The 24,116-nt window shown below is 71.7% G+C and carries 21 protein-coding genes; 7 read left to right on the top strand and 14 right to left on the bottom strand.

The window, feature by feature from the left end:
- Positions 1-186 precede the first annotated feature (186 nt).
- Both ACWGIS_RS07575 and ACWGIS_RS07570 read left to right on the top strand, forming a co-directional pair.
- Positions 187-852 carry a DUF4389 domain-containing protein gene (locus ACWGIS_RS07575; protein WP_453361458.1) on the top strand — a complete coding sequence of 222 codons (666 nt, stop codon included), beginning with the start codon at positions 187-189 and terminating at the stop codon, positions 850-852.
- Positions 849-1,229, top strand: a complete 381-nt coding sequence (locus ACWGIS_RS07570) for a hypothetical protein (protein ID WP_453361457.1) — start codon at positions 849-851, stop codon at positions 1,227-1,229. The genes ACWGIS_RS07575 and ACWGIS_RS07570 overlap by 4 nt, the downstream gene beginning before the upstream one ends.
- A gap of 15 nt (positions 1,230-1,244) precedes the next feature.
- On the opposite strand, the gene ACWGIS_RS07565 is transcribed toward ACWGIS_RS07570, so the two are convergent.
- From ACWGIS_RS07565 to ACWGIS_RS07550, 4 genes are all read right to left on the bottom strand, one after another.
- Complete coding sequence (locus ACWGIS_RS07565) at positions 1,245-1,475, bottom strand: hypothetical protein (RefSeq protein WP_453361602.1); 231 nt, start codon at positions 1,473-1,475, stop codon at positions 1,245-1,247.
- A 170-nt stretch (positions 1,476-1,645) separates the two neighbouring features.
- Positions 1,646-2,566, bottom strand: coding sequence for a universal stress protein (locus tag ACWGIS_RS07560; RefSeq protein ID WP_453361456.1), 921 nt, complete (start codon positions 2,564-2,566; stop codon positions 1,646-1,648).
- A gap of 155 nt (positions 2,567-2,721) precedes the next feature.
- Entirely contained in the window at positions 2,722-5,091 is a 2,370-nt protein-coding gene (locus ACWGIS_RS07555) for a glycoside hydrolase family 65 protein (RefSeq protein ID WP_453361455.1), read from the bottom strand.
- Positions 5,092-5,253: 162 nt separating this feature from the next.
- Complete coding sequence (locus tag ACWGIS_RS07550; protein WP_453361601.1) at positions 5,254-5,961, bottom strand: universal stress protein; 708 nt, start codon at positions 5,959-5,961, stop codon at positions 5,254-5,256.
- A 1,661-nt stretch (positions 5,962-7,622) separates the two neighbouring features.
- Here ACWGIS_RS07550 and ACWGIS_RS07545 point away from each other — a divergent pair.
- Positions 7,623-8,288 carry a DUF2637 domain-containing protein gene (locus ACWGIS_RS07545; RefSeq protein WP_453361454.1) on the top strand — a complete coding sequence of 222 codons (666 nt, stop codon included), beginning with the start codon at positions 7,623-7,625 and terminating at the stop codon, positions 8,286-8,288.
- A 411-nt stretch (positions 8,289-8,699) separates the two neighbouring features.
- On the opposite strand, the gene ACWGIS_RS07540 is transcribed toward ACWGIS_RS07545, so the two are convergent.
- The 3 genes from ACWGIS_RS07540 to ACWGIS_RS07530 all read right to left on the bottom strand — a co-directional run bounded on the left by ACWGIS_RS07540 (position 8,700) and on the right by ACWGIS_RS07530 (position 11,015).
- A complete protein-coding gene (locus ACWGIS_RS07540; RefSeq protein ID WP_453361453.1) occupies positions 8,700-9,164 on the bottom strand; it encodes a hypothetical protein in 465 nt (154 codons plus the stop codon).
- A 108-nt stretch (positions 9,165-9,272) separates the two neighbouring features.
- Positions 9,273-10,238 carry a hypothetical protein gene (locus tag ACWGIS_RS07535; RefSeq protein WP_453361452.1) on the bottom strand — a complete coding sequence of 322 codons (966 nt, stop codon included), beginning with the start codon at positions 10,236-10,238 and terminating at the stop codon, positions 9,273-9,275.
- A gap of 348 nt (positions 10,239-10,586) precedes the next feature.
- Positions 10,587-11,015: a hypothetical protein gene (locus ACWGIS_RS07530; protein WP_453361451.1), complete on the bottom strand. Its 429-nt coding sequence runs from the start codon at positions 11,013-11,015 to the stop codon at positions 10,587-10,589.
- Between the two features lie 367 nt (positions 11,016-11,382).
- On the opposite strand from ACWGIS_RS07530, the gene ACWGIS_RS07525 reads away from it, so the two are divergent.
- Positions 11,383-12,294 (top strand): ArsR/SmtB family transcription factor, encoded by a 912-nt coding sequence (locus ACWGIS_RS07525; protein WP_453361450.1) that lies wholly within the window; start codon positions 11,383-11,385, stop codon positions 12,292-12,294.
- A gap of 61 nt (positions 12,295-12,355) precedes the next feature.
- On the opposite strand, the gene ACWGIS_RS07520 is transcribed toward ACWGIS_RS07525, so the two are convergent.
- The 5 genes from ACWGIS_RS07520 to ACWGIS_RS07500 form a co-directional block, all read right to left on the bottom strand.
- Entirely contained in the window at positions 12,356-14,656 is a 2,301-nt protein-coding gene (locus ACWGIS_RS07520) for a lantibiotic dehydratase (RefSeq protein WP_453361449.1), read from the bottom strand.
- Positions 14,657-14,720: 64 nt separating this feature from the next.
- Positions 14,721-14,987: an acyl carrier protein gene (locus tag ACWGIS_RS07515; RefSeq protein ID WP_453361448.1), complete on the bottom strand. Its 267-nt coding sequence runs from the start codon at positions 14,985-14,987 to the stop codon at positions 14,721-14,723.
- Entirely contained in the window at positions 14,984-16,018 is a 1,035-nt protein-coding gene (locus tag ACWGIS_RS07510) for a threonine ammonia-lyase (protein ID WP_453361447.1), read from the bottom strand. Before ACWGIS_RS07510 ends, ACWGIS_RS07515 begins: the two co-directional genes overlap by 4 nt.
- The gene (locus ACWGIS_RS07505) at positions 16,015-17,505 is read right to left on the bottom strand and encodes an amino acid adenylation domain-containing protein (protein ID WP_453361446.1); all 1,491 of its coding nucleotides are present in this window, start codon (positions 17,503-17,505) and stop codon (positions 16,015-16,017) included. Before ACWGIS_RS07505 ends, ACWGIS_RS07510 begins: the two co-directional genes overlap by 4 nt.
- The gene (locus ACWGIS_RS07500) at positions 17,505-19,829 is read right to left on the bottom strand and encodes a lantibiotic dehydratase (protein ID WP_453361445.1); all 2,325 of its coding nucleotides are present in this window, start codon (positions 19,827-19,829) and stop codon (positions 17,505-17,507) included. Before ACWGIS_RS07500 ends, ACWGIS_RS07505 begins: the two co-directional genes overlap by 1 nt.
- Positions 19,830-20,086: 257 nt before the next feature.
- Between ACWGIS_RS07500 and ACWGIS_RS07495 the strand changes: the two genes are divergently transcribed.
- The 3 genes from ACWGIS_RS07495 to ACWGIS_RS07485 all read left to right on the top strand — a co-directional run bounded on the left by ACWGIS_RS07495 (position 20,087) and on the right by ACWGIS_RS07485 (position 21,987).
- Complete coding sequence (locus ACWGIS_RS07495; protein ID WP_453361444.1) at positions 20,087-20,338, top strand: MbtH family protein; 252 nt, start codon at positions 20,087-20,089, stop codon at positions 20,336-20,338.
- Complete coding sequence (locus ACWGIS_RS07490; RefSeq protein ID WP_453361443.1) at positions 20,331-21,113, top strand: 4'-phosphopantetheinyl transferase family protein; 783 nt, start codon at positions 20,331-20,333, stop codon at positions 21,111-21,113. Before ACWGIS_RS07495 ends, ACWGIS_RS07490 begins: the two co-directional genes overlap by 8 nt.
- Positions 21,114-21,246: 133 nt before the next feature.
- A complete protein-coding gene (locus tag ACWGIS_RS07485; protein ID WP_453361442.1) occupies positions 21,247-21,987 on the top strand; it encodes a Type 1 glutamine amidotransferase-like domain-containing protein in 741 nt (246 codons plus the stop codon).
- Positions 21,988-22,253: 266 nt separating this feature from the next.
- Here the strand turns inward: ACWGIS_RS07485 and ACWGIS_RS07480 are convergent, their stop codons facing one another.
- Both ACWGIS_RS07480 and ACWGIS_RS07475 read right to left on the bottom strand, forming a co-directional pair.
- On the bottom strand, positions 22,254-22,913 hold the full coding sequence (locus tag ACWGIS_RS07480; protein ID WP_453361441.1) for a response regulator transcription factor: 660 nt from the start codon (positions 22,911-22,913) through the stop codon (positions 22,254-22,256).
- 86 nt (positions 22,914-22,999) lie between these two features.
- Positions 23,000-23,611: a LuxR C-terminal-related transcriptional regulator gene (locus ACWGIS_RS07475; RefSeq protein ID WP_453361440.1), complete on the bottom strand. Its 612-nt coding sequence runs from the start codon at positions 23,609-23,611 to the stop codon at positions 23,000-23,002.
- Positions 23,612-24,116 lie beyond the last annotated feature (505 nt).

Below are 24,116 nucleotides of genomic sequence, written 5' to 3'. Positions count from 1 at the left end.
CGGTCGAACGGTACCGGCATCCGCGAACAGGAGGGCGCCGATCTGCCCGTCGCGGCTCCCCGGGACAGGACAGACGGCCCTCACACGGTCCCCGGACGGCCCCTGCCGAGGCGCCCCGACAGCGGCCACGCTGGTCATGGGCCCGACTCAGCGGCTGTCGCTACGGGCCCGGAGGAGTTGATCACCATGACAACCCTGGCAGGAACACCACAGCGCCCGGTCCGGGTGAGCGCGGTGCTGGATGCGCAGCTGTCCCGGTGGCTGTGGCTGGTGAAATGGGTGCTGGCCATCCCCCACTACGTGGTGCTGTTCTTTCTCTGGATCGCCTTCACCGTGGTGAGCGTGATCGCGTTCTTCGCCGTCCTGTTCACCGGGCGCTACCCACGCCCCCTGTTCGACTTCAGCCTCGGGGTCCTGCGCTGGACCTGGCGCGTCGCCTACTACTCGTACGGCGCCTTGGCAACCGACCGCTACCCGCCCTTCAGCCTGGGTGAGGAACCCGGTTACCCGGCCCGGCTGGAGATCGACTACCCCGAACACCTCTCCCGCGGCCTGGTGCTGGTGAAGTGGTGGTTGCTGGCCATCCCCCACTACATCGTCCTCGGCTTCTTCCTCGGCGGCTGGCACCTCGGCTGGTGGAACGGCGGGCTCATCGCCGTCCTGGCCGTGATCGCCGCCGTGGCCGTGGCCTCGACCCAGAAGTACCCCCGGAGCCTGTTCGACCTGATCCTCGGCCTCAATCGGTGGGTGCTGCGCGTCGCCGCCTACGTCGCCCTGATGACGGACTCGTATCCACCGTTCCGGCTCGACATGGGAGGCACGGAACCGCACGAACCGGAGGTGCTGCCGTGATCCCCTTCCTGGTGGGCACGTTCCTGGTCGTGCACGGTCTGCTGCACCTGGGTGTCTGGACCGCGCCGCGGCAACCCGACCGGCCGTCCCCGTTCGACCCCGGACACTCGTGGGCCCTGGCCGCCACGCACGTCTCTCCCGCGCCGGCCAGGGCCATCGCCCTGGCGGTCGCCTGGTACACGGCCGTCGTCTACACGATCTCCGGTGCCGGGGCGTTCGTGGGCAGCAATTGGTGGCCCACCGCAGCTCTGGTCGGTGCCGCAAGTGGGCTCATTCTCAAGGGGATCTGGTTCGACCCATGGCTGAGTGTCGGTGTGCTGTTGGACGTGAGCGTCATCGTGGCCGTGGCCTGCACTTGGCCGGCCTCCGCTTACTGAGCCGCACTCGCTCCGTCAGATACGGATCCGGCGTGGGCACGCCGTGCAGCGGGAAGGGGATGCCCAGCCCGGCGAGGAGCCCACCGGGGCGGTCGATGGCCGCCGGTTCGTTGGTCCAACCGGGCACGAGGGCGGAGCAGTCATCGGGTCGTCGCCGGTGACGTGGATCGGGGAATGGCCCCATCCCCCCGGCATGGCGCCACGTTCGGCCTCCTGCAGCCCGGCCGGCACCGTCGGGGCGACGATCTTGCAGCCGTTCAGGTGCGGGGTCGGCAGGGCAGCGCCGTCATGTACCGGTCGAGGAACTTCTTGGCGTGCCGGGACCGGCGCGCATCCTTCGTCGCCCTGCGAGGCACTGCTACAGCGGTAGGGACGTCACGGTTGAGGGCGTTCGCTGTCCTGGGCTCCCTTCTCGGTCAATCGCGTGAGATCACCGCCACGGGAGCGGCGGCGTGATGCAGCAGCGCCTGGGTCACCGGACCGATGTGAGCGCCGACCGCGCCCCGACGGCTCTGCCGGCCCACCACCACGAGAGCGGCGTCGTAGGAGGCGTCGACCAGGTGGCGTCCGGCACCGCCGATCGCGGCCTGGGCGTGGATCTCCACGGCGGGGTACCTCTCCCGCCACGGTTTCAGGACGTCGGACAGCTCGCTCCGTACCTGCTTGATGATGCCGTCGTTCAGGTCGGGCATGAGCGCGCCGCCGTAGTAGTAGGGCGGCAATGTCCAGCCGTGGATGATCCGTAGGGGTGCGGCGCGGCGTGAGGCGGCGTCGAACGCGAAGTCGATCACCGCGTCGTCGGGCTTGTGCAGGTCGAGGCCCAGGACGACGTCACGGTGGCCGGTGACGGCGGCGGCTTCGGGTGCCCACGCCTCCGCCGGTGCCTCCTCCTCGCCGTGCTCGGCGGCACGCACGAGGACGACGGGCCGCTCGCACGAGGCCAGGACGGCATGGGAGATGGAGCCGAGCAGGAATCCCGCCGCCTTGCTCAGTCCGCGGGAGCCGAGAACCAGCAGCTCGGCGTCCTCGGCGGCCTTCAGCAGCGCCGGGACGGGCAGACCGGGGATTTCGTCCGTGTCGATCCGCAGCCCGGGACGGACTGCGCCCACGCGGGACTGCGCTTGGGCCAGCAGGTGCTGCGCGGATGCCCGCTGGAGGTCACTCGGTGGCGTCGGCACACCGAGTCCGGTCGCCGGTGCGAAGGCGGGGGCTTGCCACTCCCACGCGGTCACAAGCCTCAGGGGCAGGTCCCTGAGCTGTGCCTCGTGGGCGGCCCAGTCCGCAGCAGCCAGGCTCGCCGGCGAGCCGTCCAGTCCAACGGTGATGGTGCGGGTCATGGAAACCTCCTTCAGGCCGCTTCAAGTCTTGGTCCCGTCAGACGGTGACAGCAGGGGCCACTGGTCCTTGGGTCGGCAGCCGACCGTCCCGGCACCCGGCTCTCCGCTTCGCCGTCTGCCGGCTTTCGGCAGGCGCGGACGGTGTCCGTCTCCAGTCAGTCCGGAAGAACCAGTCGGCAGATCTCGCCCGGCTCCACACTGACCGCGCGGTCCGGCAGCCGGATGTCGATCGGTGAGCGGTCGGACGCGGGGACCTGGATTTCCAGGCAGCTGTGCTCCAGGCGCAGCCGGACGCCCCAGTGCCCCTGATAGCGGAGGGAGAATCCGTACGACGACAGTTCGGGCACCGGCACCGGGTCGAGCCACAGGGCGCCGGAGCGGGTCTCCAGTCCGGTCAGGCCACGCTGGACAAGATCGAGGGTGCCGGCCATGGCACCCAGGTGAATGCCCTCCCCGGTAGTGCCTCCCTGCAGGTCGGCGATGTCCCCGCGCAGAGCCTCCTGGCAGTACGTCCACGCATCCGCGCGGCGCGCCCGGGCCAGGATCCAGCCGTGGACCAGGCCGCTGAGAGTGGAGCCATGGCTGGTGCGGCGCAGGTAGTAGTCGACCGTGCGATGCCACGTCTCCTCGTCCACTGAGTAACCCAACCGCCCGAAGAGGGAGCGCAGTTCGGCCGGTGAGAAGAGGTAGCCGAGCATCAGGACGTCGGCCTGTTTCGACGCCTGGTACCGGTTGACGCTGTCGCCCTCCGCCTCCAGGAGCCGGTCCAGGCGGCGGATGTCGCCGTACCGTTCGCGGTAGCCGTCCCAGTCGAGTTCGGCGAGGTCGCCGTAACCCTCGAACTGGCTGATGACGCCCTCGTGGAAGGGCACGTGCAGGGTGCGGGAGACGTCCTCCCACTGTTCGAGTTCCACGCCGTCCAGGCCGGTGCGCTCGGCGAGTTCACGCCGCCGGGGTTCGGGCAGGATACGCAGAAGTTCCAGGGCGCGGCTGAGGACCCAGGCGGCGGCGACGTTGGTGTACGCGTTGTCGTCGAGGCCGGGCTCCGGCCTGTCCGGGTAGGCGTCGTGGTATTCGTCCGGGCCGACTACGCCCTTGATGCGGTGGCGCCCCAGGTGGTCGTCCCAGGTGGCGGATTCAGCCCAGAAACGGGCGATCTGCAGGAGCATTTCGGCGCCCTTGGTGTGCAGGAACTCGGCGTCGCCGCTCGCTTCGCAGTACTGCCAGACGTTGTACGCGATCGCCGATCCGACGTGGTGCTGGAGCCTGGAGTGGTCCGGAAGCCAGCGCCCCGAACGGGGGTTGAGATGAAGCTTCTGTGTCTCCTCACGGCCGTCGCTGCCGCTCTGCCACGGGTACAGGGCACCGCGCCGGCCCATGGCGCGGGCCGAGGAACGGGCCTGGTCCAGGCGGCGGTGGCGGTAGCGCAGCAGGGCGCGCGACACTTCGGGGAAGTGCAGATTGAGGTAGGGCAGGACGAACAGCTCGTCCCAGAAGACGTGCCCGCGGTATGCCTCACCGTGCAGTCCCCGGGCCGGGACTCCCACGTCGAGGTCCGCCGTGTGCGGGGAGAGGGTCTGCAGGACGTGGAAGAGGTGCAGGCGGAGGATGCGGCCGGCCTCCCCGGGCACGTCGAGGTCGGCTCGCCGCCACAGCTGGTCCCACGCCGTGAGGTGTGTCTCCAGCAGCTCGTCGAATCCGGGCGCCGCGACGACGCGGTCGTTGGCGGCGCGCAGTGGGTCGCTGATCGCAGGGTCGTGCGAGGTGTGCACAGCGACCGTTTTGTCGACCTTGACAGTTCGGCCAGGCGCCAGCTGCAGGCGCGTCCGCTGGACGGCGCGCGAGGGCTCGAGGGCGTCTGACACCGGCTCGTTCGTGGTCAGTCGGGCCGCCATTGCGATACGGATGTCGGAGGTGCGGGTACGGCAGCGCAGCCACACGGTGTCGGGGGCGACGCTGCCCGTGTGCACGTGGGTGAGATGCCGACCGTCCAGGTCCTGGTAGCGGGGCACCCCCGCGTTGGTCACGCTCCCGTCGAGCGCGGCCTCGACCTCCAGTTCACCCGTGAGGCCATCAGAGGTGAACTCCGTACGCAGAGCGGCCACATGCGGGTCGGCCATGTGTACCAGCCGCTGCTGCCGTACGGTCAGCACCCGCCCCGCGCCGAGTCCGAACCGCGTCCTGCGCTCCAGCAGCCCACAGGACAGATGCAGGACGTGCCGGTGTTCGAGCACCTGCGCGGTGTACGGCGTGATCCACTCCTGTCCCGGGAGGCGGAAGCGCAACGACAGCCAGTTCGGCAGGTTGACCATGTCCTCGTTCTCGACCCGGCGTCCCGCCACCTCCGAGGTCAGCCGGTTGTAGCAGCCGGCCGCGTAAGTGCCCGGGTAGTGCACGTCGTCCGCCGTGCACTCGGGGAGCGTGCCGCGGGTGGCGAGGTAGCCGTTGCCCAGGGTGCACAGGGACTCCCTCAGACGCTCACCGGCGGGCTCGTAACCGTTGTACTCCCAGGTCCAGGACGTCACCGCCGCACTCCCTCCTGAAGCAGCCTTGCGAGGTCGTGCACGAGGATGTCGGCGCCGCACTCGGACCTTCGCGCCTCCGGACCGCAGGCTCGGTTCACTCCGACGACCTCGTGGGGCTGGACGGTCATGGCTGCTCCTCTCCGAGGCGGGCCAAGACAACGGTCACACCGACCGTGGAGCGACCGCCACCGGACAGTGCGCGCGGGCCGCCACGGCAAAGCCGACCGACCCGAGCAGCAGTCCCTCCAGCTCACCGCCGCCTGGTGCCCCGGTCACCAGGGCGCATGCGTTGTTGCCCGCATGCTGGGGGCAGCAGCCGCTTCGGCGGAGACGATGTCGGTGGACATTCTCCGACACATCGCGGCGGGCATCTTCTTGATCTCCGTCCGGGCAGACACCTTCGGATGGGCACGGTCCGTGGTGTTGGACGTCGGCTTCGTCACTCAACGCGCCAGTCGGTCTCGGGGAAGTGAGGGCACGCTCGTCCCCAGTGCGGTCTGCCACAGCACGTGCGCGGCAGCGGCCGCCCGGAGGGCCGCCGCCAGTTGGCAAGGAGAGTACAGAGTGCCCCTGCCGTCGGGCGGGATGATCCACTTGCGGTGTCCCGCGTCCCGATAGGGGGGCGGGACAGCCACCCAGCACCCGGCTCGGGCGTAGCGCAGTCCTGCTCCGAACCAGTCGTCGGTGTTGTCGGGCGGCAGGAAGAAGCCCATCCTGCCCGCTCTGTGGTCCACCAGGGTCGGGCCAGGTGGCGGCGCCTGGTCGCGCCAGAGCGCTTCCAGGGCAAGCAGACCGACATGTTCGGGTGCGCTGAGGACGTTCCAGAGCCGGCCGGCTTCCAAGAGCGCGGTCCCGGGATCGCACTCCCATTGTTGCTTGCATGCCCTGGGGGAAGAGGCCGCCGCAGCAAGCCATTCGACACTTTGCATCCACAAGGGACTCCACATAGGAATCATCCACGACACTTTCGCAACTAATCGATCGAATACGTGTACCTTCGAACGGCTGATGCCTGCGATAACGCAGCTCAGACGCCTTGGACTATGCTCATGGCCTTTGCGATACGGCGGGAAGGGTGGCGAACCGTGGCGTAAAAGACCGACTGTTCGATCGCAGCGATCGCGGTCGATCAAATTCACTCCGAAGAGACGATAATTCCCTGTTCGCCGGTCTCGGCAGGTGTACCGCGACAGCAGGTTCGCTGAACGTCTGAGCGACATGCGGCGCGTTGACATGCCACCTGCGGAGAGGTGTTCCCTCGACCGCGTTCCTCCGGCCGACCGGAGGAACGCGTCCCCCTGCCCCGCTTTACCAGGCGCGATGGTGAAGCCAGCGCTGGAGGGCCGTGGTGATGTGTGCGGGCAGAGCGCTGAGCTGATCGAGGACGGCACCGTCATCGGGCGCAGGCGGAATGCCTGCGGCGGTGAGTGCCGCCTGAAGAGCCAGGCGGCGCTCGTCGCACGGACTCAGGGTGCAGGGGAGGCGATGAGCGGGGTTGGGCGGTGGCAGGAAGTAGTCGCTTTCCACGTGGGCGGGAGCCGGCCATACGCTGTCATTGGACGTTTCGCCAGCGTCGACAAAGACGCAGGAACCGAGGCTCTCATGATGACAAGAGATCAACTTTGTCTCCTTACCGGCGTCACTTCTGGAATTAGTGGTGCAGAGTCCCCTTCACCCTTCTTCGGTTGCGATCGCGGTCGCAAGTCACGCTGACGGCGCCATTACCGGCTGATCACCTCGTGTGACCAAAAGGCGGCAGCACCTCGGTCGTCCCGCTACGGAGCGGCACGGCCAGTTCCCCGGGAAGCCACTGAAGGTGCAATGGCCCCTTTCGATTCATGCAGTTGACGGTGTACGGGCGAGTGCGCCGTGACCCGCACCGGCCCGGGTGTATGCGGTCCACAGTTCCGCCGCCCTCGGACGGACCAGGCAGCCGCATATGCCGATGGAAGTTTTTATGATCACGGTCAATCGGGTGACCGTTGCTCCACTCTCCTTTGTCGCCGCTCACTCGACTGCCGGACATCGGTGTGGGTGCGGCACTCGTTGAGGCCGTGTGACATCACCAAAGGACTTCCCTGGAGCAGCGGGCACGCGCCCGGGGCAGATCCGTTCGCTGCGCCCCGGGGCCCCGTCGGCTCTACCGGAAGAGCGCCCCGCAGGACTCCCGAGCCCGGCCTTCGCACACGAGGCCGCGGCGCATGGCCTCACGTACTTCGCCGACGTGCTGGAAGAATTTCTGCACAGACTCGACCGTCTGCAGGCGGACTTTCGAAGCCGGGCAGCTCCCGCAGGCGGGCGCGGTACGGGGGCACCGGTGACCTGCCCCTCGCGTGGCACCGTGTCCCATCTGACGTCGCCACCCGCAGTCCAGGACCGCAATTCGGCTCAGGCGCAGGGCGCCGGGCGGGAGCTTTACCGCAATGTATGACCGGCGCGGAGTTTTCGATCCCTATCGTGACTCGTCCTACGGGCCTCTGTATCCCACCGAGTCGGGGCCCCCTGCGGCGCATCCCGAAAATCTGGTGAACATGCAGGACCTCTACAGCCCTGGACAGGAAGCGTTCTCCCCGCGCGCGTCGAACGGCCCGCTGGACCCGATCGTCTTCGAACACGCGCTGAGCCTGGAAGACGAACTCGCGGAGGTCTTGCGCACCCCCGTCGAGGAACCACAGACCATCCAGACCGCCGTGCCCCACCCCCGGTCGGGATCCCATGATCACCGCAGACCACGCCTGCGCCGGGTTCATCCACCAAAGGGATGGCCGTGGCTGAGGGTGGCCAGTATCAGCCTGGCAGCGCTCACGGCACTCATCGTCGCCATGGTCAGTGTGTTCGGCGCCCTCGTCTCGTATGACCCACTGCGCCATGTGGCCGCTCCCACCGTGGCGGGGGGCCTCGCGCGTTGTTGGCCGCTACTGGTGTTCGGACCTTGGTTCGTCGCCTCGCTTTCCGTCCTGCGCGCGGCGCTCCACCGGCGCCGTGCGACACACTCCTGGCTCGTGGTCGTACTTTTTTCAGTCCTCGCGGTCGCCTTGTGCGTCAATCAGGCCGACAAGACGCTGACCGGCATGGCAGCGGGTGGCCTGCCGCCTATCACTGCCCTGACGTGCTTCCATCAACTCGTCCGCCAGATCACCCTCACCCGCCCCCACCGACGCCCGCCCCGCCGCAGACCCCATCGCGCCCGCCGCTGACCGGCAGCGCGCGTCTCGCAGGGACGGCACCGACACTCGACCTCAGTCGGACCGGCCGGTGATCTCGGCCCCAGGACCTCATAGTTGATTACGTTGTTGCCTTTTCAGCCTGAGGCCCCTCCCCTGTTCCCTCGTCGGCTCCAAGGAGACGGCGAGGCATTGATGATGAGGGTTACGACACGCACCACCAGGACGCCACGGGTCCGCAGCTCATCGAGGCCGGTGAGGCGAACTCCGGGAAGGAACGTGTACAGAGCCGGCTGGGCGGGCGCTGATCGCGGACGCTTCAACGCGGTCACAGACCTTGCGGGCATCCCGAAAGCGGACAACGGTGCCGGAGCAGGACCATCTTGGCCCGGCACCGGGGCAGTTCGGGAATCACTGACCCGGCGCGGTCGTACAGGCGAGGGGTCAGGCGCCGTCTGCCCGCTGATCCGGGTGAACGCTGCCGAGGTCTATCACTTCGGCGGTGATCCGGGCCAGGGCTTCCTGGAGCCGGCGGACGGCATCCTCCGCCTCCGTGTACTCCTCAGGGCTCGCCGGAACGGTGCCGAAGGTGGCGCCGTGCTCGGCCGGCAGGGCACGCCAGCGCAGGACCGGCTCCAGCGCGTTGAGAGCGCCGGAGAGAAACCAGGCCAGATGCCCGTGAGTGCGCGCCAGGGCTATGGCCAGAACTGCGAGCGTCTCCCGCAACCGTGCCAGCCGCTCGATGCGCGGTAAGGCCTTCTGGACGTCAGGGGAGCCGACAGCGTCACGCAGCCCGGACTCCGCCTCACGAGCCAGTGCGCGGTCGCTCGGTGCCAATTTCCATACCTGGTCCCGGATTTGCCGCTCGGCGTCCTCGGCCAGCACCGCAACGATCCTGCGCATGTCCATGCACAGGACTCTAAAGGGACCCCTCTCGCTCCCTTGACACGGGCTCGTCAGGCACCGGGCATCGGCCGCACATGCCAATGATCGCCTCTGCCGTTCCAGGGTGCCGGATCATGCGCGCAGGGTGACGCCGAAGCGGGTCTTCATCCGGCGCACTTCCCACAGCGAGACGGCCGTTACGGACAGCGGTCCGCCCAGCATGGAGCAGAACTGGACGACGGGTGGGCCCCCCGGCATACCGTCGCCGATCAGGTTGAAGACCGCGAACACCCACACCAGGGCCAGGGTGAGGACGGGCGGCAGCATCGGGTGCACCTGAGCGCTGTTGAAGGCACTGCGGGCCGAGTACAGCGACGCCAGGAAGAAGAAGGGGAAACCCCACACGATGACGACGAGCGCTGCGACGGCCAGTACGTATTCCCACCAGCTCTTTCCGTCGCGGGCGTCGATTTGCGCCGTGAGAACGAGGACCCCGCCGATGACGACCAACGTCAGCACGTACCAGCCGACCGCCTTGAGCGGAGCCCGCAGCCGAGAGCGCAGACCCGGTCGCAGGTGCGGGGGCGCGTAGTAGATGAAACCGAGAATGACCAAGGGCCCGGCGATCAGCAGCACGAACGGAGCGGCGATGAGGTTGGCGACGCCGCCCCAGGCCGCGTCCTCCCAGCGGTTGCGGTCCACGTTGTAGGCGAGGACCAGGGCGATGGTGGCGGCCGCACCGAGCATCGTGCGTGCCAGTTGGACGCGGTCGACGACGCGGTCCACGATCCGGTCTTCACCCTCCTGCGCGAAGAGCCTGGTGGCGACGTGGTGCGCGGAGCGCAGGATCGCGGCGACCAGCCCGAAGAGTGAGACGTACGACAGGCAGCCTCGGGAACGCCGGGCGGCGGGTCTCGTGGGCCGGCGGCCGTAGGGGTACGGAGGCTGGTTCGGGTACGGGACCGGATTAGGTGGTGGCGGACCATAGGCGCCCGCCTGCGGCGGGCCGTAGGGAGCACCCCAACCGCCCTGGCCGCCCGGCCCGTTGCCGCCCGGCTGCCCGGGGCCGTTGCCCGGTCCCCATCCCCCCGTTGCCATGCTGCTCCTCGTTCATTTCAGTCAGTTGCCGTGGGTGTCCTGTGTGCCACGGCGCACTCTAGTGGCCCAACTGGCGACACAGGCCCTGCTCGTGGCGTCCGCGCCACGTAGCTGCGCACCGCCGCGAGCGTGGACCGGGACGTCGGCGTCACCGGCCTTCAGGCAAGGGCAAGCGGGCTGCTGACGAACCCGATGCCGAGCGGAGCCATGGCCGGGCCCGCGGACAGAGGGTCCGGCGAGCGTCCTGTCAGCCCGGATCGCCGCCGGCTCATCTCCCGTGCACCGTGAGGTTCAGGAGCCGGTGACCGGGCAGGACGCGCGGGACTCACGCCACCCGGTGGGTTCGGTTCAGACGTTCGGTGACTGGCCGAGGTTGACGTTGTTGAGGAGACCTGCCGAGTTCACCTTCACCGAGCTGGGCTTGCTGAGGGTTTTGCCGAAGCACACGGACCACGAGTTCGCCCCGACCCCCGATGACGCGCACGCCCAGTCGCCCAGGTAGGCGGCCGAGGCGGCGGTGTACAGGTCCATGTTCGCGCTCGCGCTGAACAGGCTGGACCGGTTGTTGCGCACGATCACCGCCGCCTGCACGGTGCCCCCGCCCGACGACCTGATCGCGCAGACCTGCGCGAGCACCGAGGTGGCGACCGTCTTGCTGCCGGCGCACTGCCACGTGGCGGAGCTTGAGGTGATCGGATTCGTGTTGCCGTACGCACGCCAGGAGCCGGCCTCCGTAGCTCCGGCGGGACCGGCGGTTGCCAGACTCAGTCCGAGCACGGCAGCGACGGCGACCGACGAACCTGCGCCCGTCCGCGTAACTCGCCTGCCGACAGCGCCTACCGTCCTCGTCCGGCTCGCCACCTTCGACGTGTCCTTCAACCTCACCATGGCAACTCCAGGTTCTCGGGATGACGGGTGCACGACCTCAGGCCGTGCGGAGACGACCGCCTCGGATCAGGCGGTGAACGCTGCTGCCGTTGTTCGGCACCACGACTCAACCATCCGCGCACCTCGGGCCGGAAAGGATTCGAGCCGGTTCAAATCCTCCGCGACGACTGCTAGCGTCGATGTGGTGTTTACTCTGCGTGTAGATGCCGACACCGTGGCCAGGACGCGGTTCGCCCCTTCACCGGCGTCGGAGTCCATGGCGTGGTTGAGACTCACCGCGGCGTCGGGACGGCACCCGGTGTTCGGAGATCCCGGGCCACTCGCCCGCGCGTCACTTGCCCATCCGGACGTTGCCCTGCTCGCGGACCTGTTGCCGCGCGACGGCGACACCTACACGCCGGACCTGCTCACCCCTCAGCCGGGGGCGGACGCGCAACGCGGTGACCTGCTCGACGAGCAGATCGCGCAGATCGAGGCCGCGGCGCAGGACGACCTCGAAACCCAGGTCTTCACCTACACCCGGACCCACTGGAGCAGACCGCTGCCGGCCACGACCCGACGGGTCGCCGAGTCGGGGCGGATGCAGCGGCGTATCGCCAACGGGCTCGCCCGCTTCTGGCGCGAAGTCCTCGCCGAGGGCTGGCCCGACCTGCGCTCGATCATGGATCGGGACATCGCCCACCGCGCGACGACCATCGCCACCCATGGCTTCGGCCGGGCGATCGGGGCACTTCATCCCACCGTGGAGTGGGCAGGCGACGCGGTCACGCTCGCCACGTCGTGGGACGGCGACATGGATGTCACCGGCCGGGACCTGGTCCTCGCCCCCGGCGTGCTCAACTGGCCCGCCGTCGTCATCCAGGTCGACACTCCCGGACAGTTCGTCCTCTACTACCCGGCCCAGCGGATCGGGGCCGGCAGGAGTCGCAGGTCGAAAAGGATCGCGCAAGTGGTCGGCAACACCCGAGCGGCCTTGCTGGCGGACCTCGAAACCCCCCGGTCCACCACCGAACTCGCCGCCCGGATCGGATACACACCGGGCACCGTCTCCTACCACCTCGGCGCCCTGCACCGCGCACGCCTCGTCACCAAGGTCAGAGACGGACGCCACGTCTTGTACCAGCGCACCGCACGCGCGGCAGGTCTGCTGGAAGAAGCCCGCGTCTGACAAGGCCGTGCGTGCGCGGGTGAGCGCACCTTTGTCCGCTCACCCGCGCTCTCTCGTCTGCTCAGGCGTTCACCTCCGCGTTCTGCTCCGTGTCGAAGGCCACGAACCGCAGCTCCGAGGTGTAGCGGCGCCCTTCGTCGTCGGTGAGCCAGGTCTGTTCCGGCGTCGGGAGCATCTCGGTGAGGGTGAAGGTGCCGTCGGGGTCCTTGCGGGACAGGCGGCGCAGGGCCTTGGCGAGGATCGTGACGTAGACGGGGCTGTCGAAGTCGACGTAGAAGGGCCGCGACTCGGTCGGCAGGACGACGAAGACATGACGCGGCAGGCCGAGCCCGGTGTGCCAGCGGCGGGCGCGGACGAAGCGCCGGGCCTCATCCTTCTCGTCGGCGAACGTGGCTCCCGCGGCGGGCAGTTGCCAGGTCTCGCGGGCGACGACCATGCGGTCCAGGGTCACCCGGGGCGTGTGGTCCGCCTGCGGCAGGAGCTGGAAGAGGTCCATCGCCAGCGTGGTCAGGACGTGGGAGAAGACGTCCACCGCCGGGAAGGCGGAGCCGTCCGGGAGCCGGACGACGAGCGTGCCGGCGCGCTCCTCGACGGTCGCGTCGGCGCTGCGGACGGTCCGGGGGCGGGCGGGGTCCGCGGTGAAGTCGGCGAGGGCGACCTGGTGGTCCTGGGGGCGTACGAGAGTGTGCCGGACGCGGGCGGACAGGCGTGAGCGGTGCTCCTTGGGGATGAGGGGCATGAGTCGCGGGCCGGGGTGGTCCCGGTCGGTGAGGCGGACCAGTTCGTCGGGGTCCGGGTGCTGGTGGGTGAAGAGGGAGGCGCCCAGCGTGTTGGCGGCGAGGTGCAGTTCGCCGAGGACGAGGGTGAAGTCGCCGCGTGCCACGGCCTCCGCTCCGTCGGCGGCGATCATCACGTCCGGACTCAGGTAGCGGGCCGCGGTCCAGCCGCCGCCCGCACCGGCGAACGCCTCCCCTACCTGCGCCTCGATGTCCGCCGTCGCCACGGCCACCCGGCGGGCGCCCTCGGGGACATCCAGGATGCGCTGCCAGCGTGCGGCGAACTCCCGCTGGAGCTCGTCGGCGCCGCTGCGGGCGGTGCCGTGCAGTACCGGCAGGCAGGCGAACCAGAAGGACGCCAGGTCGACTTCACCCTCGGCGGCGAGACGGTCGTACACGCGGCGCGTCTCGGCCGTCACCGTCGCGGCCAGTCGTGAGGTGAGCCAGGCGGCGCTGTCCATCAGCAGCCGCAGCGGGCGCAGCGCCTCCAGCACGGCGGGGCCGAGGCCGGCGGTGGCGGAGCGGCGGGTGTCGGAGTACACCAGCGCCCGGCAGGGTGCCGTCGACGCCGACTTCTCCCGTAGAGCGGCCGTGGCGGTCAGGTCGGTGAAGTCCCGTTCCAGTTCCGCCATCGCCTCGGTCAGCGCGTCCACGTCACGGGCCGCCGCCACCTTGGCGCGGCCGCGCTCCAGCCGGTCCAGGGCGGCCGTGCCGCGCTTGCGCGGTTCCGGCGCGTCGACGGAGTCGAGCCAGGCCCGCAGGGCGCGGTCGGGGTGGGTGCCGGCGGGGACCTCCAGCCGCCACGCCACCCAGCGGCGGGTGACCAGATCGTTCAGGACGGCGGGCACGTCGATGTCGGGGAGTTCGGCGGCGATCCGCCGGGCCGGCCTGACGCCGTCGCATGCCGCGAGGACGGCCGCCGCCTCGGCGGAGACGGTCACGGGGCGGCGTCCGGGTACGTGCACGCGGTCCCCGTCGAGGGCCACGAACGGCACCCGCCGGGGGGCGATCCACTCCCGTAGACCGGGGTCGGCGTCCAGGGTCTTCGCCAGGGCGTCGATGCCCCAACTGGCCCAGTAGACAGTGGAGTCGGCGATCAGTCCGGAGCCCGTGTCGATGGTGACGCCGGGTGTGGTGGCGTCCCAGCGGCCCCAGCCGACGGGGCCGAAGAAGCCGATCGTGTCGTTCTTCACGCAGAACCGCTGCCAGTAGTGCGCGACCAGTTCCTCGCGCTGGCGCGGCATGCTGCTGCGGTTGTCCACGCCCGGCGTCCAGCGCAGGAACGGCGCGATGCCCGAGGTGAGGACCGTCCGGTTCTGCCAGGCCAGTGCCTCCCGGAAGGCCGGCAGGCGGGCGATGTCCTGAAGGGTGTGCGCGGTCTCCACGGCGGCGTCCGCGAAGAGCCCGGCGAAGTCCGCCCAGCGGGCACCGTCGAGAGCGTCGTCGTCGGCGAACTTGTCGGCTGCCTGCGCCAGTCCGGCCGGCGCCAGGCGCAGCACCCCGTCGGCGGGGAAGCCGGGCCCCCGCAGGGCGAACTGCTCCCACAGCCGCCAGCGGCCGAGGGACGGCACGAAGTCTTCGGTCATGGCACGGCTCTCCTTGGCGAGCGTGGGTGGACGGTCGTGGCCCGTGCTGGTCCGCCGGGACGGGTCAGGCGGTGCCGTAGTCGGCGTCGACGACCTCGGCCAGGTCGCGCGGCGTGGGGTAGGCGAAGACCAGGGACACCGGGACGTCCGCACCGAGCGCCTCCTCCAGGCGGCCGGTGATCTGGAAGGCGGTGAGCGAGTCGCCGCCCGCCTCGTAGAAGTCGGTGTCCTCGGTGAGGTCGGGCAGGCCGAGCACGTCCCGGAAGATGTCGACGAGCAGGTCGACGGTGCTGACCGAAGTGGCGGCGGCGGTGGCGGCGTTGGGGGTCATGACGTGTACTCCTTCAGGTGGGTGGCGGTGTGCGGGTCGGGGTGGGTGCGGTGCGGGCTGTGCAGGCGGGCGGGGGTGTTCCCGCCCGAGACGATGGCCACGGCCCGTTCGCGGCGGCCGGCGCGCAGCGCTCCGGCCAGTGCGACGGCTCCGCTGGGTTCGGCGTGGACGCCGTGGCGGTGCAGCAGGGCGGTGGCGGCGAGGATCTCGGCGTCGCCGACGGCGATCAGGTCGTCGACGCGGTCCCGGATGACCGGGAAGGGGACGCGGCCGGGGCGCTGGCCGCGCAGTCCGTCCGCGACGGTGGTGGTGGGCGGCAACTGGACGGGCCGGCCGGCGGCGAGGGAGCGGGCGTAGCGCGGGGTGAGGGCGGGTTCGACGCCGACCACCCGGACGGGGTGGCCGGTGGCGGCGAGGCATACGCCGGCGAGGAGTCCGCCGCCGCCCGTGGGGACGTACACCGTCTCGGTGCCGGGGGCGTCGGCGAGGATTTCGGTGCCGACGGTGCCCTGCCCGGCGACCACCAGGGGGTGGTCCGAGGACGGGACGAGGACGGCGCCGGTCTCCTCCGCGAGCGTCCGGGCGCGTTCCTCGCGCTCGGCCACCCCGCCGCCCACGCGGACGATCTCGGCGCCGCGGGCCCGGATCGCCGCGGCCTTCGCGGGGGCGGCGCCCGCCGCGAGGACGACCGTCAGCCGGATCCCGAGGATGCGGGCGAGCCCGGCGAGCGCGATGCCGTGGTTGCCGGAGGAGCCGGTGACGACGCGGTCGGCGCCCAGGGCGAGGACGGCGTTGGCGGCGCCGCGTGTCTTGAACGAGCCGCCGAGCTGGAGGTGTTCGGCCTTCAGGAGGAGGTGCGGGCCGTACGCCGCCGTCGCGGGACCGCGCAGCAGGGGCGTGCGGACGACGTAGGGGGCGATGCGGGCGGCGGCGGCTTCGAGGTCGGCGGGGCCGAGGCCCGCGCGGCCGCGGGCGAGGGTGTCGTCGCGGGGGACGGCGTCGGTGCCGACGCGCAGGCCGGTGGCGGTCATCGGCTGCTCCCGGCGGCCAGCCTGCGCCGGTCCGCCTTGCCGCCGCGGGTGGTGGGCAGCGTGTCGAGACGCTGGAACCTTCGCGGCATCAGGTGGGGCGGCAGCGAGCGGGCGAGGTGACCGCGCAGAGCGGCATCCGTGGTCCCGGCCAGGTCGCCGGTGACGTGGGCGAGCAGGTACACGCGCCCCCGCTCGTCGCTGTGCGGGGTCACCACGGCGCCCGTGACGCCCGGGTGGGACAGCAGGACGCCTTCGACCTCGGCCGGGTCCACGCGGTAGCCGCGGATCTTGACCTGCCGGTCGGTGCGGCCGGCGTAGTGCAGCCCTTCCTCGCCCCACCACCCGAGGTCGCCGGTGCGGTAGAGGCGTGCGCCGGGCGGCCCGAAGGGGTCAGGGACGAAGCACTCGGCGGTCCTGGCCGGCCGCCCGCCGTAGCCGCGCGCCAGGCCCGCTCCCCCGATGTACACCTCGCCCACCGTGCCGTCGGCGGCGGGTTTCAGTTCCGCGTCCAGGATCCGCACGGAGGTGCCGGTCCGGGGCAGGCCGACCAGGTCGGCGGACGGGTCGGGCTCGGCGGGCACGCCGTGGCGGGTGGTGGTCATCGTGCACTCGGTCGGTCCGTACTGGTTGACGAGCCGGCCGGGCACGAGCGTGCGTCCGCCGGCGGCGAGGAACGGCCGCAGCGACTCCCCGCTGGAGGCGGCCAGGGCGACGCCGGCCAGCGGGTCGGTGAGGCCCGGCGTTCCGGCGAGGTGGGACAGGAAGGAGGGGGTGACGCTGAGCAGGGCGGTCACGCGGTGCTCGCGGACGGTACGGGCGAACTCCTGGGGGCGCAGCAGTGTGGCCCGGTCCGCGATCACCAGGCGTGCTCCGGCCAGCAGGGGCGCGAAAGTGTCGCGGATCGAGGCGTCGTAGCCCAGGGGTGCCGTCTGCAGGGCCACGGTGTCGGGGCCGAGGCCGAAGGCGTGGGCGGTGTCGCGCAGGTAGGTGTCGAGGGCGTGGTGTTCGATCAGGACGGCGCTGGGCTCCCCGGTGCTGCCGGAGGTGTGGCTGACGTAGGCCAGGGCGCGGGGGTCGACCGGGTGCGGCGGCGGGGCGCTCGTGGCCGGCGCGGGCCGGTCCAGCAGGGCGGTGGGCAGGGTCTCACCGAGGAGGCCGGCGTGCGCTGACGTGGTCAGCAGCAGGCGGGCGTCCGCGCTGCGGACGAAGGCCGTCAGCCGCTCCCGGGGCTGTCCCACGTCCAGGGTGAGAAAAGCGGCGCCGCAGCGAAGGACGGCCGCCATGGCCGCGACCGCGTCCGTGCCGTGCTCGACGGCGACGGCGCACACCGTCTCGGGACGGACGCCGTGCTTGTGCAGCAGCCGGGCGATCTCCTCGACGCGGGCGGCGAGCCGCGCGTACGTGACCTCGTGGGTGGGGGTGGTCAGGGCGATCCGCTCCGGGGTGCGGGCGGCGTGCGCGGCGATGTCGTCGGCGACCGTACGCATCAGTCCTCCCCCACGCCGGCGACGGTCTGGTCGACGGCCACGAACCGCAGTTCGGAGGTGTAGCGGCGGCCTTCGTCGTCGGTGAGCCATGCCTGCTCGGGGGTGGGCAGCATCTCGCTGACCTTCAGCCGCGCCTCGGGGTCCTTGCGGGCGAGCCTGCGGGCCGCCTTGGCGAGGATCGTGGTGTACACGGGGCTGTCGAAGTCGACGTAGAACGGGCGGGGTTCGGTCGGGGACACGACGAACACGAACCGCGGCAGCTCGTGCCGCCGCTGCCAGTGCCGGGCCCGCACGAACCGGGCGGCCTCCACCTTCTCGTCGGCGAAATCGACGTCCGAGACGGGCAGTTGCCAGGTCTCCCGGGCCACGATCATGCGGTCGATGGTGATGCGCGGGGTGTGTTCGCCCTCGGGGCGCAGGGTGAAGCGGTCCATGACGCGCTGGGTGAGGGTGTTGGCGTAGACGTCGAGCAGGTCGTGGGTGGTGCCGTCGGGCAGCACGGCGCTGAGCCGGCCGTCCCGCTCCTCGACCCGGACGTCGGCGCTCAGCACCGTGCGGGGGCGGTGCGGGTCCCCGGTCTGGTCGACCAGGGTCACGTAGTGGTCCTCGGGCCGGTCGAGTGAGGGCCGGCTGCGCGTGGACCACTTCAGCGGGAGCTCCTTCGGCAGCGTGGGCAGCAGGCGGGAGCCGGGGAAGTCCCGGGTGGTCTCGGCGAGGAGTTCGTCGCGGTCCGGGTGCTGGTACACGAAGAGCGAGGCACCCATGGTGTTCAGCGCGCAGTGCATCTCGCCGAGGACGAGCTGGACGTCACCGCGGGCCAGGGCCGCGTCGTCCTCGGCGATGACCAGGACGTCGGGGCTGATGTAGCGGGCCAGCGACCAGCCGTCGCCGGGCTCGTCGAACTCACGCCGTACCCGCTCGGCCAGCTCGGCCGTGCTCAGCCGGACCCGGCGCGCGCCCGGCGGAAGCTCCATGATCCGCGCCCACTTGGCGCGCAGCTCGGCCTGGGCGGCGTCGATCAGGTCGCCGGCGTCGGGGTGCGGGGAGGGCAGGGTGTGCAGCCACATCGAGGCGAGGTCCACGCGTTCCCCGCTCGCGCGCAGCCGGTCGTACACGGTGTGCAGCCGGGCGCGGATGTCCTTCGCGAAGCGGTTCGTCATCCAGCGGGCGGCCGTCAGGCACAGTTGCAGGGGCTCCAGGTGGGCCAGCAGTCCCGCACCGGCGGTGGCGGTGGCCGCCCGGCGGGCGTCGGAGTACACCAGGCCCCGGCACGGTGCGGTGCGGGCGCCCTTGGCGCGCTGGGCCTCGCTGTCGGTGAGCGCGGCGAAGTCGGCCTCCAGGGCACCGATCGCGGCGGTCAGGGCGGCGGCGTCGAAGCGGGCGGCGCGGACGGCGTCCCGGCCCCGTTCCAGTACGGCGAGCCTGTCCAGCGCGCGCTCCCGTGCGGACCCGTCGGGCACCCGCTCCAGGATGGCGCGCAGGGCGCGGTCCGGGTGGGTGGCCGCGGGCACCTCCAGCCGCCAGTGCACCCAGCGACGGGTCAGCAGCGCGCCGAGGGTGTGCAGCACGGCATCGGTGTCGAGGTCCAGCTCGGCGGCGATGGCCTCCGCGTGGCGAATGCCGTCGCACCGCTCCAGCACGGCGAGTTCGCGTGCGACGGCCCGCTGGGCGGGGCGTCCGGGCATGCGTACCTCGCCGTCCTCACACCGTACGAAGGACACCCGTCGCGGCGGGATCCAGCGCATCAGCTGCTGGTCCTCGCCGAGCACCTTGGCCAGGGCGTCGATCGCCCAGCCGGAGAAGTAGACCTCCTGCGCGGCGAGGAAGCCCTTCCCCGCGTCGACGGTCACGGCAGCCGGCTCGGACGGATCCCAGCGGCCCCAGCCGACGGGGCCGAAGAAGCCGATCGTGTCGTTCTTCACGCAGAACCGCTGCCAGTAGTGCGCTACCAGTTCCTCGCGCTGGCGCGGCATGCTGCTGCGGTTGTCCACGCCCGGCGTCCAGCGCAGGAACGGCGCGATGCCGGTGCGCAGGACGGCGGGGTTCTGCCAGGCGAGGGCCGCCTGGAAACGCGGCTGGGCGGCGACCTCCTGGAGATGGCGGGCGGTGTGTACGGCGGCCGTGGACAGTTCCTCGGTGAACGCCAGCCACTCCGGCCCGGACAGCTCCGTGCCGGGGCCGAACTTGTCGGCGGCCTCGGCCAGTCCGGGCGGGGCCAGGCGCAGCACGCCGTCGGCGGGGAAGCCGGGGCCGCGCAGCGCGAACTGGTCCCACAGCCGCCAGCCTCCGCCCGGCAGCAGGACAGGTGCGTGCTGGTCCGACATCGCGTGCTCCTTCCGGAAAGGGGATGCGCGGGAATCCCGCCGCCCGGCCGGGGCGGGAGCCGCCGCCGGGCTGCCGGGCGCCCCGGCCGGACAGCACCGTCCCGCGCCGCGACCCTCGGTCACCAGAGAAGAACCGGCAGCAACGCACGCCGCCGGTCCGGCGCGTTCGTCCCTGCCCCCGGGGACCGGTGCCGGGCACGCTGGCAGCGTCGGCCCCTGACCTGCGGCCGGCCACCATCACCTGCGGGAGGTTCACCGTGACGCAACCCAACTCCGCCACCGGCGCGGGCGGCGAGGAAGCCCGCCCGGGCACCGACGAGGAGTACCTCGTGGTGCGCAACGACGAGGAGCAGTACTCGATCTGGCGGGCGGACCGCGAGGTGCCCGCGGGCTGGTACCCGGAGGGTCTGAGCGGCAGCCGGCAGGAGTGCCTGGACCACATCGGCGTGATCTGGACGGACATGCGCCCGCTCAGCCTGCGTCGCCGGCTGGCCGGGGCAGATGTCTGAGGGCCGTCCGGGCCGTCTCCTCACGCTGCCGGCCCACGCCCCTCCGGCGCTGCCGCCGCCGGAACGGCTGTGCCCGGCCGTACTGGACCTGTCCGGACTGCACGACCGGACGTACGCGCCCGGTCCGCGCGCGCTGCGGGGGCCGCTGGAGCTGTACCTGGCCCAGGTCGGCGCACAGGACGAGCGGGCGCTGCGGCGGGCGCGGGAGCTCCTGGACGCGGAGGAACGGGCACGGGCGCGGGCGTTCCGGCGCGACCGGGACCGCGACGCCTACGTGGTGGCGCACGCGGCGCTGCGCAGCGTGCTGAGCGTCCTGCTCGGCATCCGCGCCGAGGCGCTGCCGCTGATGCGGGAGCCGTGCGCCGGCTGCGGTGGTCCGCACGGACGGCCGGCGCTGCGCACGGCCGGGGTGCACTTCTCCCTGTCGCACAGCGGGGACCTGGTGATGGTGGCGCTCGCCCCCGCGCCGGTCGGTGTCGACGTGGAGGCCCTGGCCACCGCTCAGGCGGTGCTCGGTGCGCAGTCCGCGCTGCACGTGGCGGAGGCGCAGGAGCTCGCGCGGCTGCCCGCGCACGAGCGTTCTGCCGCGTTCACCCGGGCCTGGGTGCGCAAGGAGGCCTACCTCAAGGGGCTGGGCACCGGACTGGTGCGGGATCCGGCGCTCGACTACGTGGGCACCGGTCCGCTGCCGGCCGCTCCGTCGCCGGGGTGGACCGTGCGGGACGTCCTGGTGCCGGCGGGGTACGCGGCGGCCGTGGCCCTGCGGACACCGTGACGGCACACAGGGCGGCACGGCGGGGACCGGTTCCCGCCGTGCCGCCGCCCGTTCCCGTCAAAGCCGCAACGGGCGGTCCACTTTCACGACTTCCCCACTTCACCGGTGCGGGGCCCGCGCTACGATCACGGGCGTGAGCGCCGCCGAACCGACCATCCTCGCCACCTCCGGAGGCCACCGCGTCGGGGCGCGTACCCGGGTGCTCTTCGACGCCCTTGTCCACCACGCGGTCGACCTCTCCGGTGTGCACGGCAGGCGCCCGCGCATCCTCCACGTCGGCACGGCGGTGGGGGACGCCGAACACGTCACGGCGCGGGTGTCCGAGGCGGCCCGTGTGGCGGGCTTCGACCTGACCCCGCTGCACCTCTTCCCCATGCCGAACGTCGAGGACGTCGAGGGCACGGTCCTCGACCACGACGTGGTGTGGGTGATGGGCGGCTCGGTGGCCAACCTGCTCGCCGTGTGGCGCGTGCACGCACTGGACGTGGTGATGCGGCGCGCGTGGCAGGCGGGTGTGGTGCTGGCCGGGGTCAGCGCGGGTTCCATCTGCTGGTTCGAAGGCGGCGCGACGGACTCCTTCGGTCCCGAACTGCGCCCGGTCACAGGAGGGTTGGGCCTGCTCCCGTACGGCAACGGCGTGCACTACGACTCCGACGCGGGCCGTCGCCCCCTGATCCACCGGATGGTCGCCGACGGCACCTTCACCGCGGCCCACTGCACCGACGACGGGGTGGGCCTGGTCTACCGGGGCACCGAACTGGCCGAGGTCGTGACGGAACTGCCGGGCAAGGCCGCCTACTTGGTGAGCCGCGAGGGCGAGCGGGTCGTCGAGGAACGTGTCGAGCCGCGACTGCTGCCGACGCCCGCCTTCTGACCTTGGTGCACGCAGGTCCACGCTGCCCGGCGCCCGCCTTCTGACCTCGGTGCACGCAGGTCCACGCTGCCCGGCGCCCGCCTTCTGACATCCGTGCGGGCAGCTCCCCACCGCCGACGCCTGCCTGGAGGTCCGCTGCCTGCCGGCCCCGTCTCCCCTCCGCTCCGCCGTTCGGCACGACGACGCGGGGTGACGGGCGGACCCTCCCGGACCTTTCCGGCCCGGTGTCCGTGCTTCCCGTCCCCCGCGTGGGAGTCCTCGGTGCGTCAGACCAGGCCGTGGCGTACGGCCTGTGCGACCGCGTGGGCCCGGTTGCGGGCCTGCAGACGCGCCATGATCTCGTAGATGACGTTCTTGACCGTGTGTTCGGAGCAGTCCAGCAGGCGGGCGATGTCCGCGTTGGCGTGCCCTTCGGCCACCAGGCGCAGCACTGACGACTGACGTGCCGTCAACATCTGTCTGCCTAACGCCTGTTCCGGCTGTCCGGGTTCCAGAGGTGCGGTCAGCAGATGGGTGAGCTCCGGGTAGGGGATGGTCGGATGAGGATGGGCGGCGCGGCGTACGGCGGCCGCCAAAGTCTCCGCGCCGAGGTCCGCGGCCCTGAGGACGACCGCGCCGGTGCGCAGGGCCAGCAGCCGGCCCGTACGGCTGACGGTGTCGCACACGAGCAGCAGTCCTGCGGGGTCCAGCACACCGCGCAGAGCCCGTTCGGCGTCGGCCGCGACGACCACCGTGACGCTGTCGGGCGGTCCGCACACACCTTGCTCGGCGGCACAGGCGAAGCCGGCACGGCGGGCCAGGGCACGGACGCGGTCCGCGCCGGGTGCGGACAGGACACGGACGGTCAGGGGCGGGGTGGGCGCGGCCGGCGCAGGGGACGTAAGGGGCTCGGAGGCGGCAGCGGGCGTCGGGGACGGTTCGATCACGGCGGCAGTGGGCGGGGCCGGCGCAGGGGGCGCGAGAGGCCCGGAGGCGGCAGCGGGCGCCGGGGGCGCTTCGACCAGGGTGGCCGTCACAGCAGACCCGCCCGGAGCGCGTAGGCGACCGCGTGGGCCCGGTTGCGGAGCCGGAACCGCTGGGTGATGTCGTGGACGACGGTCGTCACCGTCCGTGGCGAATAGGCCAGTTGCTGGGCGATCTCCGCCGTCTCGTGCCCGTCGGCGACCAGCCGCAGCACCGAGCGTTCCCGGTCGGACAGCGTGCCTCCGGCCCAACCGCCGCTCTGCGGGCGGGTGTTCGCCTGGTCGTCCGCGAACTGCTCCAGCAGTTCGGGGGGCAGGGTGCAGTCGTCCCGGTCCGCTGCCAGCACCGCGTGGTGCAGACGGGAGGCGTCGGCCTCCCGGCGCAGGAGCAGGCCGCGGGCACCGGCGGCGAGGGCGTGCAGGGCGTCACCGGACGCGAGGGCGCCGGCCACCAGAACGACGGCGGGACGCAGGCGGTAGCCGCGGGCGACGCGCACCATGTCGAGTTCCTCCGGGCCGAGCCGGTCCACGGTCAGGACGGCTACCCGGGCGTCGTCGGGCTCGCACACGGCCAGCTCCGGACAGCTGAGCAGGGTACTGCGGGTGCCGGCCTCCAGCACCGGGTCGAGTGCGACCACTCCGACGGGTACGGGTGCTCCCATCTGCTGCTCCTTGATAGGTCTTCCGCCCGGTCATGAGTGCTGCGGGCGGTCCGGGGTACTGCACCTCACCTTGGCCGCCGCGGCGCGGGGCGGACATCGGTAGCCGGTCCCCACCTTTCGTGCACGACGGTCTCCGCGGCTCCCGTACGGCCCCCACCACCGGCCCGGCGTACGGGCGGCCCGCAGCCGGTACGGAGGAGTCGGGCGGTGCCCTGCCCGTACGGGAGGGCCGCACGGGCGGCGGGTGTGGGGGTCGTCCGCCGCGCGGATGGGGGTGCGCCCGGGGGCGACCCGCAGAAAGGCGGAACGCGGCCCGCGGAGAGGGGGGTACGCACCCGGAACATGGGGATGCGAGGCGGTGGAGAGGGGGTGCAACAGGTCCTACCCGCCTTTGCGTCCGCGTGTGTCCTGCACCCGCGAGCCCTGTTCGAGCCGCCTGGGTAGTCCCTCTCACCTGCGATTTCATCCGCCCGGCGGCGTCCTGCGCGGGCCTTCCCCCACCGAT

This window comes from Streptomyces sp. NPDC054842 (genome assembly GCF_053611025.1).
Note: the sequence above shows the minus strand (reverse complement) of the source record. Positions and strands in the feature narration are given on the sequence as shown.

Bases quoted from the DNA above. Each gene is read 5' to 3' on its own strand.
- ACWGIS_RS07535 (WP_453361452.1), bottom strand. From the start codon at position 10,238: ATGGCAACGGGGGGATGGGGACCGGGCAACGGCCCCGGGCAGCCGGGC.
- ACWGIS_RS07475 (WP_453361440.1), bottom strand. From the start codon at position 23,611: ATGGGAGCACCCGTACCCGTCGGAGTGGTCGCACTCGACCCGGTGCTG.
- ACWGIS_RS07490 (WP_453361443.1), top strand. From the start codon at position 20,331: ATGTCTGAGGGCCGTCCGGGCCGTCTCCTCACGCTGCCGGCCCACGCC.
- ACWGIS_RS07500 (WP_453361445.1), bottom strand. From the start codon at position 19,829: ATGTCGGACCAGCACGCACCTGTCCTGCTGCCGGGCGGAGGCTGGCGG.
- ACWGIS_RS07575 (WP_453361458.1), top strand. From the start codon at position 187: ATGACAACCCTGGCAGGAACACCACAGCGCCCGGTCCGGGTGAGCGCG.
- ACWGIS_RS07520 (WP_453361449.1), bottom strand. From the start codon at position 14,656: ATGACCGAAGACTTCGTGCCGTCCCTCGGCCGCTGGCGGCTGTGGGAG.
- ACWGIS_RS07550 (WP_453361601.1), bottom strand. From the start codon at position 5,961: ATGGGAGTGCGATCCCGGGACCGCGCTCTTGGAAGCCGGCCGGCTCTG.
- ACWGIS_RS07515 (WP_453361448.1), bottom strand. From the start codon at position 14,987: ATGACCCCCAACGCCGCCACCGCCGCCGCCACTTCGGTCAGCACCGTC.
- ACWGIS_RS07540 (WP_453361453.1), bottom strand. From the start codon at position 9,164: ATGGACATGCGCAGGATCGTTGCGGTGCTGGCCGAGGACGCCGAGCGG.
- ACWGIS_RS07525 (WP_453361450.1), top strand. From the start codon at position 11,383: ATGGCGTGGTTGAGACTCACCGCGGCGTCGGGACGGCACCCGGTGTTC.
- ACWGIS_RS07560 (WP_453361456.1), bottom strand. From the start codon at position 2,566: ATGACCCGCACCATCACCGTTGGACTGGACGGCTCGCCGGCGAGCCTG.
- ACWGIS_RS07505 (WP_453361446.1), bottom strand. From the start codon at position 17,505: ATGCGTACGGTCGCCGACGACATCGCCGCGCACGCCGCCCGCACCCCG.
- ACWGIS_RS07510 (WP_453361447.1), bottom strand. From the start codon at position 16,018: ATGACCGCCACCGGCCTGCGCGTCGGCACCGACGCCGTCCCCCGCGAC.
- ACWGIS_RS07545 (WP_453361454.1), top strand. From the start codon at position 7,623: ATGCAGGACCTCTACAGCCCTGGACAGGAAGCGTTCTCCCCGCGCGCG.